14 protein-coding genes are annotated in these 17,141 nt (G+C 68.8%); 6 read left to right on the top strand and 8 right to left on the bottom strand.

The window, feature by feature from the left end; genetic code table 11:
* The first annotated feature begins 20 nt into the window (after window positions 1-20).
* Window positions 21-488: a nitroreductase family deazaflavin-dependent oxidoreductase gene (locus ACGFSB_RS22585; RefSeq protein WP_393402059.1), complete on the top strand. Its 468-nt coding sequence runs from the start codon at window positions 21-23 to the stop codon at window positions 486-488.
* Window positions 489-528: 40 nt separating this feature from the next.
* Here the strand turns inward: ACGFSB_RS22585 and ACGFSB_RS22580 are convergent, their stop codons facing one another.
* Window positions 529-1,731 carry a geranylgeranyl reductase family protein gene (locus ACGFSB_RS22580; RefSeq protein WP_393402056.1) on the bottom strand — a complete coding sequence of 401 codons (1,203 nt, stop codon included), beginning with the start codon at window positions 1,729-1,731 and terminating at the stop codon, window positions 529-531.
* A 142-nt stretch (window positions 1,732-1,873) separates the two neighbouring features.
* On the opposite strand from ACGFSB_RS22580, the gene ACGFSB_RS22575 reads away from it, so the two are divergent.
* Entirely contained in the window at window positions 1,874-3,229 is a 1,356-nt protein-coding gene (locus ACGFSB_RS22575; RefSeq protein ID WP_393402053.1) for a dipeptidase, read from the top strand.
* 10 nt (window positions 3,230-3,239) lie between these two features.
* Here the strand turns inward: ACGFSB_RS22575 and ACGFSB_RS22570 are convergent, their stop codons facing one another.
* Window positions 3,240-4,286, bottom strand: a complete 1,047-nt coding sequence (locus tag ACGFSB_RS22570) for an NUDIX domain-containing protein (RefSeq protein ID WP_393402050.1) — start codon at window positions 4,284-4,286, stop codon at window positions 3,240-3,242.
* A gap of 303 nt (window positions 4,287-4,589) precedes the next feature.
* On the opposite strand from ACGFSB_RS22570, the gene ACGFSB_RS22565 reads away from it, so the two are divergent.
* Window positions 4,590-4,967 carry an STAS domain-containing protein gene (locus ACGFSB_RS22565; RefSeq protein WP_393402048.1) on the top strand — a complete coding sequence of 126 codons (378 nt, stop codon included), beginning with the start codon at window positions 4,590-4,592 and terminating at the stop codon, window positions 4,965-4,967.
* A gap of 20 nt (window positions 4,968-4,987) precedes the next feature.
* Here the strand turns inward: ACGFSB_RS22565 and ACGFSB_RS22560 are convergent, their stop codons facing one another.
* From ACGFSB_RS22560 to ACGFSB_RS22550, 3 genes are read right to left on the bottom strand one after another with little or no spacing between them, the layout of a single operon-like run.
* On the bottom strand, window positions 4,988-5,914 hold the full coding sequence (locus ACGFSB_RS22560; RefSeq protein ID WP_393402046.1) for a carbohydrate ABC transporter permease: 927 nt from the start codon (window positions 5,912-5,914) through the stop codon (window positions 4,988-4,990).
* The gene (locus ACGFSB_RS22555; RefSeq protein WP_393402044.1) at window positions 5,911-6,825 is read right to left on the bottom strand and encodes a carbohydrate ABC transporter permease; all 915 of its coding nucleotides are present in this window, start codon (window positions 6,823-6,825) and stop codon (window positions 5,911-5,913) included. Before ACGFSB_RS22555 ends, ACGFSB_RS22560 begins: the two co-directional genes overlap by 4 nt.
* 19 nt (window positions 6,826-6,844) lie before the next feature.
* On the bottom strand, window positions 6,845-8,113 hold the full coding sequence (locus ACGFSB_RS22550) for an ABC transporter substrate-binding protein (protein ID WP_393402042.1): 1,269 nt from the start codon (window positions 8,111-8,113) through the stop codon (window positions 6,845-6,847).
* A 267-nt stretch (window positions 8,114-8,380) separates the two neighbouring features.
* Between ACGFSB_RS22550 and ACGFSB_RS22545 the strand changes: the two genes are divergently transcribed.
* Entirely contained in the window at window positions 8,381-10,471 is a 2,091-nt protein-coding gene (locus ACGFSB_RS22545) for an NPCBM/NEW2 domain-containing protein (protein ID WP_393402040.1), read from the top strand.
* Between the two features lie 60 nt (window positions 10,472-10,531).
* Here ACGFSB_RS22545 and ACGFSB_RS22540 read toward each other — a convergent pair whose 3' ends face one another.
* Window positions 10,532-11,497: an ROK family protein gene (locus ACGFSB_RS22540; protein ID WP_393402038.1), complete on the bottom strand. Its 966-nt coding sequence runs from the start codon at window positions 11,495-11,497 to the stop codon at window positions 10,532-10,534.
* Window positions 11,498-11,654: 157 nt separating this feature from the next.
* Between ACGFSB_RS22540 and ACGFSB_RS22535 the strand changes: the two genes are divergently transcribed.
* Window positions 11,655-12,719, top strand: a complete 1,065-nt coding sequence (locus ACGFSB_RS22535) for a LacI family DNA-binding transcriptional regulator (protein WP_393402036.1) — start codon at window positions 11,655-11,657, stop codon at window positions 12,717-12,719.
* Window positions 12,720-12,755: 36 nt separating this feature from the next.
* On the opposite strand, the gene ACGFSB_RS22530 is transcribed toward ACGFSB_RS22535, so the two are convergent.
* Together ACGFSB_RS22530 and ACGFSB_RS22525 are read right to left on the bottom strand one after the other, a co-directional pair.
* Complete coding sequence (locus ACGFSB_RS22530; RefSeq protein ID WP_393402033.1) at window positions 12,756-14,438, bottom strand: serine/threonine-protein kinase; 1,683 nt, start codon at window positions 14,436-14,438, stop codon at window positions 12,756-12,758.
* Window positions 14,439-14,513: 75 nt separating this feature from the next.
* A complete protein-coding gene (locus tag ACGFSB_RS22525) occupies window positions 14,514-15,806 on the bottom strand; it encodes a DUF6986 family protein (RefSeq protein WP_393402031.1) in 1,293 nt (430 codons plus the stop codon).
* A 242-nt stretch (window positions 15,807-16,048) separates the two neighbouring features.
* Between ACGFSB_RS22525 and ACGFSB_RS22520 the strand changes: the two genes are divergently transcribed.
* Window positions 16,049-16,945 carry an endonuclease/exonuclease/phosphatase family protein gene (locus ACGFSB_RS22520; RefSeq protein ID WP_393402029.1) on the top strand — a complete coding sequence of 299 codons (897 nt, stop codon included), beginning with the start codon at window positions 16,049-16,051 and terminating at the stop codon, window positions 16,943-16,945.
* The last annotated feature ends 196 nt before the right edge of the window (window positions 16,946-17,141 follow it).

The following is a 17,141-nucleotide window of genomic DNA, read 5'->3' as shown; positions in this document are numbered from 1 at the left end:
CTCCCACCTTGGCGGTCACCATGTCCCCGGCATCCCCTTCCCCTTACTACCTCAAGGGCAGCCCGCTCACCGTGCGGCTCAACGGCGTGATCGGCTGGCTGGCGCGGCACGGCATCAGCCTGATGGGGTCGGCCGAGCTCTCCGTGCGGGGTCGCAAGAGCGGGCAGTTGCAGCGCATCCCGGTGAACCCGTTCACGTACGGAGGCGCCCAATACCTGGTGTCGGCCCGTGGGCACTCCCAGTGGGTGCGCAATATGCGCGTGGCCGGCGGCGGCGAGCTGCGCGTCGGGCGCAAGGTGCGCTCGTTCACGGTCGAGGAAATCCCGGACGCCGAGAAGCTGCCGCTGCTGCGCGGCTATCTGGAGAAGTGGGGCTGGGAGGTCAACCAGTACTTCAAGGGCGTCACCGCCAAGTCGACGGACGCGGAGATCGAGGCGGCCGCGGGTGACCACCCCGTCTTCCGCGTCACCATCACGAAGACGAAGTAGAAGAAGCAGAAGAGAAGAAGCAGGAAGTGTTGCCGGACGCCTACCGGTCGAGCTTGCTCAGCGCCCGTCCCGCCACCGGATGGTTCCGCACCAGCTCGCCGAGTGTCGTCGAGCCCCGGGTGATCCTCGCGAACGCGTTCCACATGGGCCGGAAGCCGGTGATCGCCGCATGCAGCGCGCCGGGGCGCCGCTCGAAGAGGGTGAGCATACGGCGCCCGACGCTCATCTCCACACCGAGCCCCGCCTTGACGGCGAAGGCGTAGTTCAGCGCCTGGCGGCGGGCGTCGACCGCGTCGTGCGCCTCACCGATCCGCACCGCCCACTCCCCCGCGAGACGGCCCGAGCGCAGCGCGAAGGAGATGCCCTCGCGGGTCCACGGCTCCAGGAGCCCCGCCGCGTCACCGCACACCACGACCCGGCCTCGGGAGAGCGGCGAGTCATCGCTGCGGCAGCGCGTCAGATGGCCGGAGGAGATGCTCGGCTCGAAGCCCGCGAGGCCGAGACGGGCGATGAAGTCCTCCAAGTACCGCTTGGTGGCGGCGCCTTCGCCGCGCGCGGAGATCACGCCGACCGTGAGCGTGTCCCCCTTGGGGAACACCCAGCCATAACTGCCGGGCAGCGGGCCCCAGTCGATCAGCGCCCGGCCCGCCCAGTCCTCGGCGACGCTCTGCGGCACCGGGATCTCGGCCTCCAGGCCGAGATCCACCACGTCGAGCTTCACGCCGACATGTGCTCCTATGCGGCTGGCGCTGCCGTCCGCGCCGACGACCGCACGGGCGAGCACCGTCTCGTCGCTCTGCAGGACGACGGCGACCGTCCGCCGGTCGGGCACCGCGGAGCCGTGCTGCTCCACGCGCGCGACGGTGGCACCTGTGCGCAGCTCGGCGCCCGCCTTCTGAGCGTGCTCGACCAGTTGCTGGTCGAACTCGGGGCGGTTGATGAGCCCGAAGAGCATCTGCTTCGAGCGGCGGGTGCGCGCGAACTTGCCGTCCAAGGTGAACGTCACCGCGCGCACGCGGTCTCTGAAGGGCAGTTCGAAACCGGGCGGGAGCGCATCTCGCGAGGGGCCGATGATGCCGCCGCCACATGTCTTGTACCGGGGTAGTTCGGCCTTCTCCAGGATGAGGACGCTGCGTCCCGCGACGGCTGCCGCATAGGCCGCAGAAGCCCCAGCGGGCCCTGCTCCCACCACGACGACGTCCCACACGTACTGAGCGTCGTCCGCTGAGTTCTCGCTGCTCACGTTGGTCTACCGCTCCCGATCCAGCTGTTGGCCGCGCTTTCCAAGGCATCCTACGGCGGACACCCCTGGCACCCTCCTGTGGGAGGATCACCCACACCCACACCCACACACGTACAACGTCGCACCCATGAGGAGCGTGCCCATGTCGCCGGATCCGATCGCCGAGACCATCGCCTCACTGATGCCGAAGGCGAAGGCGGAGCTCACCGAACTGGTGGCCTTCAAGTCGGTGGCGGACTTCGATCAGTTCCCCAGGAGCGAGAGCGAGGCCGCCGCGAACTGGGTGGCGGACGCGTTGCGCGCCGAGGGGTTCCAGGACGTGGCGCTGCTCGACACCCCGGACGGCACGCAGTCGGTGTACGGCCTGCTGCCCGGCCCCGAGGGTGCGCCCACCGTTCTGCTCTACGCGCACTACGACGTGCAGCCGCCACTCGACGAGGAGGCGTGGACCAGTCCGCCGTTCGAGCTGACGGAGCGCGAAGGACGCTGGTACGGCCGCGGCAGCGCCGACTGCAAGGGCGGGGTCCTCATGCACCTGCTCGCGCTGCGTGCTCTGAAGGCGAACGGCGGTGTCCCGGTGAGCGTCAAGGTGATCGCCGAGGGTTCCGAGGAGCAGGGCACCGGCGGCCTCGAGCGATATGCCGAGGAGCACCCGGACCTGCTGACGGCGGACACGATCGTCATCGGTGACGCGGGCAACTTCCGGGTCGGCCTGCCGACGGTCACCGCGACGCTCCGTGGCATGACCCTCGTACGCGTCCGTGTGGACACTCTTGAGGGCAATCTGCACTCGGGACAGTTCGGCGGCGCGGCCCCCGACGCGCTCGCGGCGCTGGTGCGCGTGCTCGACTCGCTGCGCGCGGAGGACGGCTCGACGACGGTCGACGGGCTCACGGGCGACGAGGTGTGGGACGGGCTTCAGTACGAAGAGGCCAACTTCCGCAAGGACGCCAAGGTTCTCGACGGTGTCCGTCTTGTCGGCAAGGGCACGGTCGCCGACCGCATCTGGGCGCGTCCCGCGGTCACGGTGCTCGGCATCGACTGCCCGCCGGTGGTCGGCGCGACGCCGTCCGTGCAGGCGGGCGCACGGGCTCTGATCAGCCTGCGGGTGCCGCCGGGCGTGGACGCGGCCGAGGCCACCAAGCTCCTCCAGGCACACGTTGAAGCGCACACTCCGTGGGGTGCGCAGGTGACCACCGAGCAGATCGGGCAGGGCCAGCCGTTCCGCGCGGACACCACGAGCCCCGCGTACGCGGCGATGGCGGAGGCGATGGGCGAGGCGTACCCCGGCGAGGAGATGCAGTACGCGGGGCAGGGCGGCTCGATCCCGCTGTGCAACACCCTCGCCGCGCTGTACCCCCGGGCGGAGATCCTGCTGATCGGCCTGAGCGAGCCCGAGGCGCAGATCCACGCGGTCGACGAGAGCGTGTCACCCCAGGAGTTGGAGCGGCTCTCGGTCGCGGAGGCACTGTTCCTCCAGAAGTACGCGGCGAGCTGAGCCAAGAGGGTTACTGACCGCCCACAGGAACGCCCGCCTCAAGGTACAGGGCGACTCCGCGTTCCCGCGCCCGCAGCGCCCAGCGCAGCCGTTCGTAGCGCACGGGGGGCAGCAGCTTGGCCGCCTCCTCCTCGGTGACGAAACGGCAGTCGCGGAGTTCGGGGCCCGGAAGCAGCATCCCCCGGGCCGCACCGCTGTCGAGGTGCCCGCCGTCGAAGAGGAACCGCATACCTCCGTAGCCGGGCGGTGTGGGCGGCTCCCAGTCGACGACGACGAGCCGGGGCGCTTCGGCGAGCCGGATGCCGGTCTCCTCGGTGACTTCGCGCATACCCGCGCGCGCGGGTGCCTCGCCCCGTTCGACGACGCCGCCGGGGAACTCCCAGCCGGCCTTGTACGTCGGGTCGACGAGCAGGACCCGGTCGAGATCGTCGAACAGCAGGACGCCGGCGGCGACCGTCTCCGCGGTGGGCTCCGGGGTCTGCACGATGTCGCAGACGGCCGCGGCCCCGGTGCGCAGGGCGTCGACGATGTGCTCGGCGGTCTCGCAGGGGGTGAGTGCCCCGGTGTCGATGCTGTGGGCGTCGGCACCGAGCCAGCCCGCGAGTGCGGCCCGGTACGGCTCGATGTGGTCGAGGGACCACTGCCGCACACGCATCTCGCCGTCCGGGAGGTCCGCCGGTACGGGGCGGCCGGATATTCGTTCCCGCAGGATCGTTTCCTCGGGGGCCAGGACGACGTGTCGTACGGCGATTCTGCGCGCGGCGAGGCCGCCGAAGATCTCGTCGCGGTAGTCCTGTCGCAGCAGGGTCATGGGCACCACGAGGACGCCGCCGACCTCGGCGAGCAGGGCCGCCGCGGTGTCCACCACGAGCCGTCGCCAGATCGGCAGATCCTGGTAGTCGCTCACCTCGGCGAGGCTCTTGGACGGCAGCAGATGGGGCAGTGCACCGCCGATGACCTCGGGGTCGAAGAGTGTGCTGTTCGGGATCAGCTCGATCAGTTCCCGTGCGGTGCTGGTCTTGCCCGCACCGAACGCACCGTTGATCCAGACGATCACGGTTCCCCCCTCTTCTGTTGGCCCCCTGTGGCTTGCCCGCAACACCCTGCCATGGAAACCAGGCCCTGATGAGATGGCCACCGCCCAGGCCGAAAGGCGCCATAGTGTGTCAAGTGATTCGCATTCACTTCACTCCATCGAGTGGCAGTCTCGCTGCATGAATCGTTCCCTCACCACAGGGCGCACTGTCCCCCGCTAGCGTGATCCGTCTGGCGCCCCAGCCCCTGGTGACCTCCTGAATCCGGCTCTTCCGACGCCCCCTTCTCTCCCGAGGAACCGGTCGGCGTCGACACTGGGGGACACGTGCAGCTCGACGCACTGAACGAATTCGCCTTCGAGGACTCCGAACCGCCACCCCGTGTATACGGCCTCGATGGCGCGGTCGTGATCGAACTGCACGGCGAGATCGACCTGTTGGCCTACCACCGCATGGCCCCGCTCCTCGACCCCATCACCGGGGGACCCGCGGCAACAGTGATCATCGACTTGAGCGGGACCACGTTCTTCGACTGCTCGGGCATCTCCCTGCTGGTCCGCGCACACCGCCGTACGACAGCACGGGACGCCCGCCTGGCCGTGGTCTGCACCCACCCCCTGACGCTGCGCATCCTGCGCATCACGGGCCTCATGCCGATGCTGTTACCTGTGGCCACGCTGCGGGAGGCGTTGGCGACGGAGTAGGAGCACGCCGCCCGGAGCCATCAGCCCTTGCTGGAGCCCAGCGTCAGCCCCGCGATGAAGTGCCGTTGCAGCAGCAGGAAGACAAGCACGGTGGGCAGGGCCACCAGGACCGAGCCCGCAGCCAGCAAGTTGTAGTCAGTAAAAAACTGGCCCCTCAGGTTGTTCAGGGATGACGTGATCGGGAGTTTGTCGGGGTTGGAGATGAAGATGAGGGCCCACAGGAAGTCGTTGTAGATCCAGGTGAATTCGAGTGTGCCGAGGGCCGCGAGTGCGGGACGGCACAGCGGAAGCGTGATGCGCCAGAACTGCGTCCATACGCCCGCGCCGTCCACGATCGCCGCCTCCAGGATTTCCTGTGGCAGCGTCCGCATGAAATTGGAGAGTACGAAGACGCAGAAGCCGACCTGGAAACCGATGTTGACGATGATCACCGCCCAGTACGAGTCGTACAGGGTCAGCGAGTCGGACATCCACCACGGGAGTGGGATCTTCAGGAAGAGGACGTACAGCGGGGTGACAAGGACCTGCGGAGGCAGCAGATTGCCCGCAGTGAAGAACATCAGCAGGATCATGCCCCCGCGAATGCGCAGGCGGGACACGGCGAATGCCACGAACGCCGCGAGGAAGAGCGTGATGAGGACCGCGGGTACCGCGATGAGCAGAGTGTTGGAGAAGTACTTGCCCATGCCGGAATCGCTGTAGGCCTGGCGGTAGTAGTCGAAGGACAGGTGCTTGGGGAAGGAGAAATAGCCGTGCTGCGCCGTTTCCTCGTACGGGCGCAGTGAGGCGTAGACGGCCAGGAGAAGCGGCGCGAGGAAGCCCAGGGACACCGCCATCAGGAAGATGTGCACCCCGAAACGACCGGGGCGGTGTCTGCGGCCTGTGGGCTTCTCGGCGGGCGGGTCCGGGGCGTCCGGGCGCGGCGTGGTGTGGATGTCGGCGGTCATCGGTCGCGCGCACCTCGCAGCTCTTGGACCAGGAACGTCACGATGAATCCGAGCGAGACGGTCAGGAGTACGACCGCGATGGCGGAGCCGAATCCGATGCGGCTCGCCTCGCCGATGATGTTGTCGGTGATGAGTACGGAGAGCAGCTCCAGGCCATTGCGGCCCTTGTTGACCGCGTAGACGATGTCGAAGGCACGCAAGGCCTCGATGACCGTGATGACGCCGACGATGACATTCACGGGGCGGAGTGTCGGGAAGACGACGCGGAAGAACGTCTGACGGGCGTTCGCGCCGTCTATCTGCGCCGCTTCCTTGAGCACGGGGTCGACCGATTTCAGTCCGGCCAGGTAGAGGATCATGACGTATCCCGTGTGCCGCCAGCTCGCCGCGAGCATCATCATCCAGAGGTTGATGTCGGAATTGCCGAGCCAGTCGATCGGGTCGTTCTGGTTGTTGAGGATGGTGTTGACCACGCCCTGGTCGGTGCCGAGTATCAGCTGGGCCATGAAGCCGACGACGGCCAGCGAGAGCACCACCGGCATATAGAGCACCGACTGGTAGAAGCGGCTGAAGCGCACTCCGCGGTCGATGACGACCGCGAGGAGAAGTCCGAACGGGGTGGCGACGAAGCCCAGGAAGGCTATCCACAGCACGTTGTGGCGGACGGCGGGCCAGAATGCCGGATAGTTGTCGACCAGGTTCTTGTAGTTCTTTCCCCCGACCCACTGGATGTCTCCTATGCCGTCCCAGGAGGTGAAGGACAGGCCGATGGAGGCCAGGGTCGGGCCCCAGATGATGAAGATGTCGAGAAGGACGGGAATTCCCAGAAGCACACCGAGGACGGCGATGTCACGGCGCGTGAAGCGCCGTGGTCCCCGCCGCCCGGCTCGCCGAGCGGTTTTCTGCAGCACGGAAGGCGACCTCCGCCAGTCAGCTGATGTCCGAGGAGAAGATGTCCTTCTTCTGCCGTTCGATACTGTTGACCAGGCCGTCGACGTCCTTCGGATTGTCGATGAAGTCCTGCAAGGCCTTGATCATGACGGTCTGCGCGAAGTCGGGCCGGGTGTCCCGGTCCAGGAACTGCGAGATCTGTTTGGCCCCGGCGACGAGCTCGGCCGATTTCTTCTGCAGCGGGCTGTACTTACTGGTGTCGGCGCCGTCGTTGACCGCGACATTGTTCGGGTCACCGGCCAGATAGATGTCCTCGGCCTTCGGTGTCCCGAGCCACTTCAGGAGTTCCTTGGCGCCGTCGACGTTCTTCGACTTCTTGGCCACGAGGAATCCGTCGATCGGCGCCTCCACGGCGTCCTGACCGTACGCAGGATCGATCTCGGGGAAGGCGAAGAAGTCGATGTCGTCGCGTTCCTTCGGCGGGAACTGCTGGCCCGGGTGCGGCATTCCGAAGACGGCCATGCCCGTCTTGCGCTGCTGCAGGCCCTGACCCGCCTCTTCCCAGGTACGGCCGAGCGCGCCCTTCTGGTAGTACGGCATGAGTTCGCGCCACAGGTCGAAGACCTTCTTGACCTTGGTGTCGGTCCAGGCTTCCTCGCCGGCCATCAGGTTCTTGTGGAACTCGTATCCGTTCATGCGCATGTTGATGTAGTCGAAGGTGCCCATGGCGGGCCAGCCGTCCTTGTCGCAGAAGGCGACCGGTATGCCGTCCTTGCTCATCTTCTTGGCGAGCGCGATGAACTCGTCCCAGGTCTTGGCCTGTTCGTAGCCCTGCTTCTCAAAGAGACTCTTGCGGTGGAAGACAGCCCATGGGTAGTAGTAGTACGGCACGAAGTACTGCTTGCCCTCGTGTGTGGACTGCTCCCGCAGCGCGTCGGAGAAGCCCTTGAAGCCCTTCCATACGTCGCTGATGTCGATCAGCAGGCCCTTCTCCGCGAAGTACTGCATGCGGTAGCCGGCGAACCACATGAAGACGTTGTCGGGCGTGCCCTGAAGATAGCGCGTGATGTTCTGCTGGAACTCGTTGTGCTCTGTGGTGTTGACCTTGACGGTCTTCCCGGACTTCTTCTCATAGGCGTCGAAGGCGGCGGCGAACGCTTTCTTGGGCACCGCGTCCGAGGAATTGGACCCCATCGTGACTTCGTCCTTGTTGCCGCCAGGACCGTCACCACAGGCTGTGAGCAGGGCCGGAAGGGTGACCGCCCCGGCGCCGACGGCCGCACCACGCAGGACATTCCGTCGGGACATCCGATGTCCTGACATGCTTCGAGGCGTGGCAGGCCCCATGAACGATGACTGTGCCATGTCCCCCTCCTCGGGGTGCAAACGAACACAACCGAACGCGAGGGTTGCGATCCCACTCCCAAGTGCCACGTCAGTCAAGGGGTTTGGCGTCCGGATGCTCGAACCGTTACCGCTCCTCTTTCAACAGAGTCCAACACGGCCTACCGTAAGCGCGCATCTCTGACATGTACATGCAGCCGCGAACTTCTGCGAGTACGGAGGAATGTAACGATGCGTCACCTCTCACCCCGCACAACCCATCGAAGAGTCGTCGGGTCGCTGGTGGCCGCCCTGCTGTGTGCTGCGAGCCTCGCGGCACCAGCGGCGGCACTGGACTCCGGCGGTACCGGCGCCACCGGCGACGCGAGTGGCGCGAGTGGCGTCAGCGGACGGAGCACTGCCGAAAGGGCCTCCACCGCCGAGGCGAATCTCCCCGGCGATCTCGCCCTCACCCCGCCCATGGGCTTCAACAACTGGAACTCCACCCACTGCAGGGCCGAGTTCGACGAAGCCATGGTCAAAGGGATCACGGACATCTTCGTCGAGAAGGGCCTCAAGGACGCCGGGTATCAGTACGTCAACCTCGACGACTGCTGGGCGCTGCCCGCGCGGGACGCCGACGGCAAGCTGGTTCCCGACCCCAAGCGATTCCCCCATGGAATCAAGGCAGTTGCCGACTATGTGCACTCCAAGGGCCTGAAGCTCGGCATCTACACCAGCGCGGGCACCAAGACCTGCAGCGACATCGGCTTCCCCGGCGCACTCGGCCATGAGGCCAGCGACGCACGGCAGTTCGCCGACTGGGGCGTCGACTACCTCAAGTACGACAACTGCAACAACCAAGGCGTCGACGCCAAGAAGCGGTACATCGCGATGCGCGACGCGCTGAAGGCCACCGGCCGCCCCATCGTCTACAGCCTCTGCGAGTGGGGCGAGAACAAGCCCTGGGAGTGGGCCGCCGACGTAGGCCATCTCTGGCGCACCACCGGCGACATCAGCGACAACTGGAGCTCGATGCTGTCGATCATGAAGCGGAACCTGCCGCTCGCCGAGCACGCGGGCCCTGGCCACTGGAACGACCCGGACATGCTGGAGGTCGGCAACGGCGGCATGGCGGACACCGAGTACCGCACGCACTTCTCGATGTGGTCCATCATGGCCTCGCCCCTGCTCATCGGCTCCGACCTGCGCAAGGCCACACCCGAGACCTTCGCGATCATCGGCAACAAGGAAGTCATCGCCGTCGACCAGGACCCGCTGGGCAAGCAGGGCGCGGTCCTTTCGTCGGAAGGCGGTCGCTGGGTCGTCGCCAAGGAGATGAAGGACGGCAGCCGGACGGTAGCGCTCTTCAACGAGACGGGTACCGCCCAGCCGATCGCCACGTCGGCGAAGGCCGTCGGCCTTCCGAACGCCGACGGGTACACCCTGCGGGATCTGTGGCAGCACAAGAGCTACAACACGGCGGGCAAGATCGCCGCGACCGTCCCCGCGCACGGCACCGCACTGCTGCGCGTCTCGGCGGACGGCAAGTGGGCCAAGAACCCGCCCGCCGTCGAACTAGGCCTGGATGGCGACCCGTTGGTGGAGGCCGGTGAGCCGGCGAAGCTGACGTCGAAGGTCACCAACCTCGGCCGCACGCCCGCGCAGCAGGTGTCCGCCGCCTTCACAGGACCCTCCGGCTGGCAGATCAAGGCGACGTCACCCTCGACCGCGAGCTCCCTGCGTACGGGCAAGTCGCTGAGTACGTCGTGGTCGGTGACCGCACCGCCGGGCACGGCCCCGGGATCGTACGACCTGACGCTCAAGACCGCCTACCGCTCCCCCAGCGGCACTCGCGCCGAGAGCGTGCTGCCACTGGCAGCCCGTGTCGTAGTGGCGCCGCCCGCAGGGAATTCGGCGGTCAGTGATCTGCCGTGGATGTCAACGGCCAACGGCTGGGGCCCTGTTGAGAAGGACACCAGCAACGGCGAGAGCGCGGCGGGCGACGGCAACCCGATCACCATCGGCGGGGTCGTCCACGCCAAGGGACTCGGAGTGCACGCCGCGAGCACGGTCGAGTACTACACCGGCGGATCCTGCGAGAAGGTCAGCGCACAGGTGGGCGTCGACGACGAGAAGGGCCTCAAGGGGTCCGTCGCCTTCGAGATCTGGGCGGACGGCAAGAAGGCCGCGTCGACCGGCGTCCTCACCAACGCCGATGCGGCGCAGGCGATTTCGGCCGAAGTGACCGGCGCCCGGACCGTACGCCTCGTCGTCACGGACGGCGGCGACGGCACGGACTCCGACCACGCGGACTGGGCGGAGCCGGTTCTCAGCTGCTGAGTCGCGCGAACGGTTGACCGCGGGCCGGGCTGACATCGTTCAGCCCGGCCCGCGTGAAGGTCAACTCCCCACAGCAGGACGCAAGTCCACCGCGCTGACCTCCTGGCTGAGCGCGGCCGCCGCGGCTCCCACGAGACCCGCGTCCGTCCCCATCAAGGCCGGGCCCACGGTCAGATGACGTACGAACGAGAGCGTGGCGTAGTCCCGCAGGGACCGGCGCAGCGGATCGAAGAGGACGTTCCCCGCCTTCGCCACGCCGCCCCCGATCACGGCGATGTCGATCTCGACCAGCGTCGCCGTCGCCGCGATCCCCGCGGCGAGCGCCTGGGCCGCACGCTCGAAGGAGGCGACGGCCACCGGATCCCCGGCACGCGCGGCGAGCGCCACCGCGGCGGCGGACGTATCGCCGTCGGGCCCCGGCCGCCACCCGCCCTCCACCGCGCGCCGTGCGATGTTCGGACCACTGGCGATGCGCTCGACGCACCCACGCGCGCCACACGGGCAGGGGTCGCCGTCGAGATCCACGCTGATGTGTCCGATGTGACCCGCGTTCCCGGTGGGGCCGGGATGCAGCTTTCCGCCGAGGATCAGGCCGCCGCCGACCCCGGTGGACACCACCATGCAGAGCGCGTTGTCGTGGCCGCGGGCAGCTCCCTGCCAGTGCTCGGCCGCCGTCATCGCGACGCCGTCGCCGACGAGCTCGACCGGCAGACCGCCGGTGGCCGCGCGCACCCGCTCGACCAGTGGATAGCCGCGCCATCCGGGGACGTTGACCGGGCTGACCGTGCCCGCCGATGCGTCCACGGGGCCGGCGCTGCCGATGCCGACGGCGCGGGCGCCGCCCCACAGCGGGGAACGCGTGAGCTCGCCGATGACCTCTTCGACCGCCCGCATCACGGTGTCGCCGTCCTCGCGCGCGGGCGTGGGCCGCTGGGAGCGCAGCAGGATCCGGCCGCGGCCGTCGACCAGGGCTCCGGCGATCTTGGTGCCGCCGATGTCGAGTGCGGCGACGAGGTCCGTGTGCATCAGTGTCAGATCTCCTGGTGAAAGGGCAGGCCGCTCTCCTGGCGAGAGGGCAGGCCGGAGAATGCGATGGACAGTCTCTCTTGCATCTGACAACGTTGTCCAGGTTCTATGCTCGACGCCACATCACTTACGCACCACTTTCAGTTCACCATCGTCGATGACAGGACAGCGCACCGTGGCCGAGACCGCCCGCCGACCCGAGCGACCCGAACCCCGCTACGGCAACCGTCCGACCATGAAAGACGTCGCGGCCCGCGCCGGAGTCGGCCTCAAGACGGTCTCCCGCGTCGTGAACGGCGAGCCGGGTGTCACCCCGGACACCGAGCGCCGCGTCCAGGAGGCCATCGAGGCCCTCGGCTTCCGCCGCAACGACAGCGCGCGGGTCCTGCGCAAGGGCCGCACGGCCAGCATCGGCCTCGTGCTCGAAGACCTCGCCGACCCCTTCTACGGCCCGCTCAGCCGTGCCGTGGAGGAGGTGGCCCGTGCCCACGGCGCTCTCCTCATCAACGGTTCGAGTGCCGAGGACCCGGACCGCGAGCAGGAGTTGGTGCTCGCGCTGTGCGCACGCCGGGTCGACGGGCTCGTCATCATCCCGGCCGGTGACGACCACCGCTATCTGGAGCCGGAGATCGCCGCCGGTGTCGCCACGGTCTTCGTCGACCGCCCCGCCGGGAAGATCGACGCCGATGTCGTGCTCTCCGACAGCTTCGGCGGCGCGCGTGACGGCGTCGCCCATCTCATCGCCCACGGCCACCGCCGCATCGGCTTCATCGGCGACCAGCCGCGCATCCACACCGCCATAGAGCGCCTGCGGGGCTACCGCGCCGCCATGGAGGACGCGGGCATCCCCGTGGCCGAGGAGTGGATGTCACTCGGCGCCACGGACCCGGACCGCGTCGGGCAGGCCACGAAGACCATGCTGAGCGGCCCCGACCCCGTGACGGCGATCTTCGCGGGCAACAACCGTGTGACGGTGACGGTCGTCCGCGTGCTGGCGGGACGCTCCCGTCCCGTGGCGCTCGTCGGCTTCGACGACATCGAACTCGCGGATCTCCTGCAGCCGGGCGTGACCGTCGTCGCCCAGGACGCGGCACAGCTGGGCAGGACCGCCGCCGAGCGGCTCTTCCGGCAGCTGGACGGTGCGTCCGACGCTCCGGAGCGGATCGAGCTGCCGACCCGGCTCATCACGCGCGGCTCGGGTGAACTACCGCCCGCGGGGTGACAGTTGGAGACACAGCGGTCATGGGAGACACGATGGTCAGCAGACGGGCAGGCCCGGCAGCGGTTTGTCGTTGTCGCCGCCCTTGAGGTAGACGTCGCTGACGAAGACGTCTCTGTTGCCGCTGTCGTCGTCCGTCTTGGCCCACCAGACGTTCGTCCACTCGCCGTACGTCTCCCGGCGGCCGAGATTCTGCTGGCAGAAGAAATAGTTCGTGCCCGCGTTCAGTACGCCCGCTTCGGCGCCCGACCCGGTGTACGACTTCGCCGTGCGCCAGACCGCGCAGTCGTATTTGCCTCCTCCCGCGGCGTGGCAGGCGGGGTCGGGGGCCGGGTCGCCACCGCCGCCCGATGTGCCACCGGAGCCACCGGAGCCGCCGCCTGTCGTGCTGTCGCCCTCGGTCGGCTTGGAGGAGGGCCCCGGCCGTGTCGTCGGCTTGGCCGTGGACTTGGGGTCGTCCCTGTCGGAGTCGGACGAAGGCTTCGTGTCCGGCTTCCGGGTCTTCTCGTCGCCCTGCTTCGAGGGGTCGGGGCCGCGTGTGCCGTCCAGCGTGCCGCGGCTGTTGCCCGCATCCGGCTCGGCCGTGTCACCGGGGGAAGCGGCGCGCTCTGCCTGACTGCCGCTGTCCCCTTGGTTGTTGACGAGGGCGACCGTGACGCCGGCCGCCGCCAGGACCACGACGACAGCGACCGCGGCGAGCAGGGCCCGGCCACCGCGGGGGCGTCGCGCGAGGGGTGGCGTGGCTGCCGGTCCGGCGGGAGCCCCGGAGAGCGGCGGTCCGAACCCAGGCGGCGGCCCGCTCGGAATGCTCCGCTCCGTCGTCTCCCGAGGCCGTGGCGCGGGCTCACGCAGCGCGGTCGTCACCGCGCTTCCGGCCGCGTCGGCGAGGAGCAGTCCCGCCTGGTCCGCGTCCGGCCGTGCCCGCGGGTCCTTGTGCATCAGCTGCCGCAGTACGGGGATCAGGGGCCCCGCGCGCTGCGGCTCGGGCAGCGGGTCGCTGACGATCGCGGTGAGCGTGGACCACGTCGACGTACGACGGAACGGGGACGCGCCCTCGACCGCCGCGTACAGCGTGGCGCCCAGGGCCCATACGTCGGAGGCGGGGCCCGGGTCCTGGCCCTGGGCGCGCTCGGGCGCCAAGTAGTCCAGGGAGCCGACGAGTTCGCCGCTGCGGGTGAGATGGGTTGCGGAGCCGTCGCCAGGGTCGTCCACCGTGGCGATGCCGAAGTCGGTCAGGACGACGCGGCCACCCGTCGCCAGGAGGATGTTGCCCGGCTTGACGTCGCGGTGCAGGACTCCGGCGCGGTGGGCCGCGGCGAGCGCTTCCATCACCTTGGCGCCGATGGCCGCGGCCTCGCGGGGATCGAGCGTGCCGCGATCACGCAGGACGTCGTCCAGGGAGGGTCCTTCGATGAGCTCCATGACGATGAGGGGCCGCCCGTCGACCTCCGCCACGTCGTGCACGGCGACCACTCCGGGGTGGCGGATGCGGGCGGCCGCACGGGCCTCGCGCTGCATCCGCACGCGCAGGTCGGCCAGCTCGGGCCCGGCCGCGTCCGTGAACGTACGCAGTTCCTTGACGGCGACCTCGCGGCCGAGCACCTCGTCGACCGCACGCCAGACGACGCCCATGCCGCCGCGCCCGAGCCGCGCCACGACGCGATAGCGCCCGGCAAGGAGTCGGCCGACCCCGCCTGTCTGTTCCTGGTCCCCCGAAGTCACCGCTGCCCCGTTCCTGTGACACCACTTTTCGTGGGCCACAGACTACGGGGCAGGGGTGACAGCGCGTGCCGGGAGTTACTTGCCGTGGGGCGTGAGGTCGCCGCGCCGCGGGCCCGAGAAGCTCTGCAGGCGGGCCAGGGTCAGGCCGGTGAGGCGCGTGACCTCGCCCGCGTCCAGGGCACCGCAGTCCAGGCCACGGAGCAGGTATCCGGCCAGGGCCTTGGCCGACGCGGGCTCGTCCGCCACATCGCCGCCCTCGCGGTGGGCGGCGTACGCGGAAAGGCGCGCGGCGGCCTGCTCGAAGCCCTCGCGGTAGAACGCGAACACGGCGGCGTAGCGCGTCGGGATGTGGCCGGGGTGCATGTCCCAGCCCTGGTAGTAGGCGCGGGCCAGGGCGCGGCGCGTGAGGCCGTAGTGCAGCCGCCAGGCGTCGTGCACCTTCTCGGTCGTGCCGATGGGCAGGACGTTGGTGGAGCCGTCCGAGACGCGTACGCCGGTGCCCGCCGCCGCGACCTGCATGACGGCCTTCGCGTAGTCGGCGGCCGGGTGGTCGCTGGTCTGGTAGGCGGCGCTGACACCGAGGCAGGCGCTGTAGTCGAACGTGCCGTAGTGCAGTCCTGTGGCGCGGCCCTCGGCGGCGCCGATCATGCGGGCCACGGCCGCGGTGCCGTCGGTGGCGAGGATGGACTGGCTGGTCTCGATCTGGATCTCGAAGCCGATCCGTCCCGCCTCGAGGCCGTGCGTCTTCTCGAACTCCTCCAGGAGGCGCACCATCGCGGTGACCTGCTCGGCGTACGTCACCTTCGGCAGCGTAAGGACGAGGCCGTCCGGCAGGCCGCCCGCCTCCATGAGGCCGGAAAGGAAGATGTCGAGGGTGCGGATGGCGCGGTCGCGCACCGCCTCCTCCATGCACTTCATACGGATGCCCATGTACGGGGCCGCGGTGCCGTTCTTGTAGGCCTCCGCGACGAGACGGGCCGCGCGGGCGGCGTCCTGGTCCTCGTCGGCGCCCTTGTAGCCGTCCTCGAAGTCGATGCGCAGGTCCTCGATGGGCTCGCGCTCCAGCTTGGCGCGCACGCGGTCGTAGACCGGCTGGGCCAGGTCGTCGGCGAGGCCGAGGACGGCCGCGAAGGAGGCCGCGTCCGGGGCGTGCTCGTCGAGGGCCTTCAGTGCCTGGTCGCCCCAGGTACGGATGGTGTCGGCGCCGAAGAGCTCACCGGGGACGTACACGGTGTGGACGGGCTGGCGGGTGCCCGGGTCTCCGGGATAGCGGCGCTCGAGCTCCGCGTCCACCGGGGCGAGGGAAGCGCTGATGCCCTCGCTGACCGCGCCCGCGAGACTCGTTGCCACCTTCTCTTGCTGACCCATTCCTGCACCCTCCACACGCTCAGGACCACACACTCAGGACCGCTCAGAACTCTTACACATTTCCGCTTCACGGAATCAACAATCCGCATGGCGAAGTTATCTGTCGACCTTCCCGCTGGTCAACACCCTCTCGTCTGCCGGACCCCGGCTGTGACCCCGGCTGTTCACCCGTGTCTCAGATCCTGCTTCCAGACTCGCCCGCCCGCACCTCATCCTGACCTGTACCAACTGAAGGAGACCGCGTGCCGAACGACACCCGAGTTACGCGCCGCCTCGGCCTGCAGACCGCGCTCGCCGCGGTGGCAGTGCCCTTGTTCACCACCGCGCTGGCCGCCTCACCCGCGCGCGCGGTGGAGCGCGCGGGGCGCCGCCTGGAGGTCATGTCGTTCAACCTCCGCTACGCGAGCACCACCCCACCCAACACCTGGGCCGACCGCCGCCCGGTGACCCGGGAGCTCCTGCGCCGCGCGCGCCCGCATGTCATCGGCACCCAGGAAGGCCTCTACCAGCAGGTACGGGACATCGCCGAGGACCTGGGTCCGCACTACGACTGGATCGGCACCGGCCGGGCGGGCGGCAGCCGTGATGAGTTCATGACCATCTTCTACGACACCCGCAGGCTCGCCCCGATCGAGTACGACCACTACTGGCTCTCCGACACCCCGAACGTCGTCGGATCGAACACCTGGGGCGGCGGCTCCATCCGCATGGTCACCTGGGTCCGCTTCCACGACCTGCGCACGGACACCGACCTGTATGCCATCAACACCCACCTCGACAACGCGAGTCAGTTCGCACGCACGCGTGCCGCCCGTCTGATCACCGAACGGATCGCCACGCTCGACCCGTCCCTGCCGGTCCTGGTCACGGGTGACTTCAACGTCGCGGCTCATAAGAATCCGGTCTACGACACGATGCTGGGCGCCGGTCTCGTCGACACGTGGGACGCGGCGGAGGAGCGCAGCAAGGCGTACGCCACCTTCCACGGCTATAAGCCGCTGGTGCCGGACGGCGACCGGATCGACTGGATCCTGACGAAGCCGGGAGCGCGGGTGCACTCGGCGGCCATCAACACCTTCTCGGAGGGCGGGCAGTTCCCCAGCGACCACCTGCCAGTGCAGGCCTCGCTGACCCTGTGACGCGAAAGCCCCCGTGACGCACCGAGGCCTTCGCCACCGCGGCTTGCGGTGGCGAAGGCCTCGGACTTGCGTCGCACTTGCCTCGTACTGCCTGAAGCAGGTCAGCCCTTGCGGGTGTTGACCTCTTCGGTGAGCTGGGGGACGACGTCGAAGAGGTCGCCGACCACTCCGTAGTCGACGAGGTCGAAGATCGGGG

Origin of the sequence: Streptomyces sp. NPDC048441, from assembly GCF_043200235.1 — a bacterium.
GTDB lineage: Bacteria > Actinomycetota > Actinomycetes > Streptomycetales > Streptomycetaceae > Streptomyces.
Note: the sequence above shows the minus strand (reverse complement) of the source record. Positions and strands in the feature narration are given on the sequence as shown.